The organism is Clostridium sp. (genome assembly GCF_040797585.1).
In the GTDB taxonomy this organism is placed as follows: domain Bacteria; phylum Bacillota; class Clostridia; order Clostridiales; family Clostridiaceae; genus Clostridium_Z.
Genome location: NZ_JBFNEO010000268.1, coordinates 1 through 3,095, shown reverse-complemented (window position 1 = coordinate 3,095; position 3,095 = coordinate 1). Strand labels below are relative to the sequence as shown.

Below are 3,095 nucleotides of genomic sequence, written 5' to 3'. Positions count from 1 at the left end.
CTAGTGGTCCTAGAGTTAAAGTATCATACCAGTTATAAAAATGGCCATTTAGTGTCTCAAGATTTTCTAAGGTATCCACCGTTTTCTTTAACCTATAGGTAAAATTATATATTCCTATATATCCTAGATCGTAGGCACAACTATTACTACTTATTGTCATGGCTATATTAGTAGGTGATGTTCTATGAGCTACTCCCTTTATAGGATCACTTTGATAGTTATCAGGTCCTAAATTATTATTTTCCTCATTTACAAAGTCCTCAAAATAAGCCCATATTCTTCTACTTAACTTTCTTAAATATCTCTCATCCTCTTTTTCTATATATAATTTATCATTATCTAAGTTTCCACTTAAACCATAAGCTATAAATGGGCTTAATATCCATAAACTCATGGAAGGTAGCATAAAGTATAATATGGTTAAAGAATTTAAATAGGATAGGTATCCAATAATTAAAGTTATTATAATGGATGGAGACATAAATCTAATGTAATATTTCACACCCTTATCCCCATTATTCTCTACAGCAAAAGCACTTTGCCACTCTAAAAGCTTATTCTTTGAAATAGTCATTCTATATAAACTTTTTGCCATAGCATTTATAACTATATAACTTTCATTAATAAAAAATGTAAATATTAAAAAGCATTGTTTAAACTTCTTTATAATTTCATGGTTTTTATAATTAAATATATTAACTATAAGTGGTGCGAGCAAACTAAACAAAGCAAAGCCAATCCAAAGCTCTAAATAAAAAGGGTTTATTATAAGTGCTACTAATATAGTGATTAAAATACTTGGATATACTAAGGCCATTTTAATATTATCAAGTATTTTGTACCTACCTAAGCTCTTAATTTCTTTTCTAAATACCCAAGGTAGGTTTTGCACATCTCCTCTTATCCATCTATGGTTTCTCATGGCATAAGAATGATAGTAAACAGGAAAGCCATCCACCAGAGGAGTGTCACTTAAAAAAGCTGTATTTAGTACTTCTCCTTCTATTAGGTCATGACTAAGCATGGTATTATCTTTTACTTTACCATCTAAATTTTCTAAAAATCTATCTACTGAGTATATTCCCTTTCCAGTAAAAATCCCCCTATAAAATAAATCTTCATATATCTCAGAAGATAGAGAGGAGTACATATTAAGTCCTTTATCCATTACATAGTTCTTTGAAAATTCTGTAGTATAAGCATTTTCTAATCCTACAACCACCCTAGGCTGCATAATTCCATAATTATAATTTAGAGGATGAGCCATAGCTCCAATTAACTTCTTAAATGTTCCTATAGGTACTTTTGTATCACTATCTAAGGTTATTACATATTTTATTTTGGGTAGTTTTCGTACAGAGTCTATTCCAACCTCATAAGTGGTGTTATTATCCCCTCTTAAGAGCTTATTAAGTTCTAATAGTTTTCCTCTTTTTCTTTCCCACCCCATGTATACTTTATCTCTATCATTAAATACTCTTTTTCTATGAAGGAAAAGAAACTTATCTCCATATTTACTATTCAGATCTTTTATTAGAGATAATCCTGCATTTATAATTTTTGAATCCTCTTCTAATACTTCTTCATTACTATCTCCAAAGTCACTACAAAGAGCAAAATAAATATTTTCCTCCCTGTTACTTAAATAATATACCTCTAAGTCCTTTATAAGCTTTTCAGTTCTAGAGATGCTATTAAGAATCGTTGGAACTACAACCAATGTAGCATCTTCTCTATTTATTCCTTTATCTAAGGATAATTTAGGTATATAATGTGGTTTTATAAAGATTAAGAATAACCCATTTATAAAAGTTTTAGCTATGTATCTTATAGGCAGTATCAATAATATATTTAATAATATAAACTTCCATATATTATTTCTATCTTCTCTTAAGAAAAATATTAGAACCACTTCAATTAAAACCATCATTGCTATTATAGATAGTCTATATAGATTTAGTTTTCCCTTTAAAGACATTCTCTCTAGAAAGTTCTTATTAATATTTAACTCCTTATAGAGTTCATCTTTCCCCTCTCCAATTAAATAATATCCAACATGACCTTCTGTTCCCTCTTTATTAGCAGCCAGGTCTATAGCAATATTGGCTATTTTTTCTTCATTGACATTACTTCTCTTAGATAGTTCTTCTATTTTATGTCTATAATAGTCCCTTGTTTTAAAATCCATATTTATATATATACTACTAGGATCTTTTCCTAGAATCTTATCAACTAGGCTTATGCTTTCAACAAAATTCTTCCAATTAAAACTATCTATAAATCTCAAAGAAGTAATAGATCCTGAAAGTTCTCTCTCAAGCTTAATTTCCTCAGTTTTTACCTTACTTACTACCTTATAAAGTTCACCTCTTTTAATATCTAACTTTTTCTCAACTACTGAGTATAACTCATCATTTTCAATCCCACTATCTTTTATAGCTTTCAAAAAGCTCTCTGCCATAATATATGTAAAATTTTCATCTATGGATTTGAATCTTTCTATCTCACCCTTTATCTCCTCTTCATTAATGGACATAGTAAGACGCCTTGAAAGATTCTCTCCTTTAATCTTTTCCTTCTCTAATTTGCAAACTTCTTCTGAAACAAATCTAATTCTCTCTAAAATTACTACCCTCATTATAAGTGGCATTGCCCATAATTCCCCTAAAGTGAGAGAAACATTAGATATAAATCCCTCAATAAAAGAATTAACTCCATCTTTGGTTAATTCTCCATAGCTATTATTAAATAAAGTGCTACAAAGAATATATATCCTCGGTATTCCATCACCATTACATGGTAGATTATGGTAGTATCTATTTGGCATATTAGAAACAACTTTTTTATATTCCTTCTCTATAAGATATATATTATCTAAAAGCCATTGGGAACCCCCTGATAGCTTTATGCTATTTTTATAAAGTGATTCTAAATAATGATGATTTTTAACTATATTCTTATAGGTTGTTTTAAGTCCCTCACGAAGAGTATTTCTTCTCTTACTACAATGACCTATTTCTTCATTTTTAGATAATTCTTCTCCTAGATTATACAGTTCTTTTGTATTCATATCTTTTAATTCTTCTCCTTTACAG

At 29.1% G+C, this 3,095-nt stretch carries 1 pseudogene; it reads right to left on the bottom strand.

From position 1 onward, the window contains the following. Window positions 1-3,070, bottom strand: a pseudogene (locus tag AB2369_RS12565) (cyclic beta 1-2 glucan synthetase); the annotation flags it as partial. Between the last annotated feature and the right edge of the window lie 25 nt (window positions 3,071-3,095).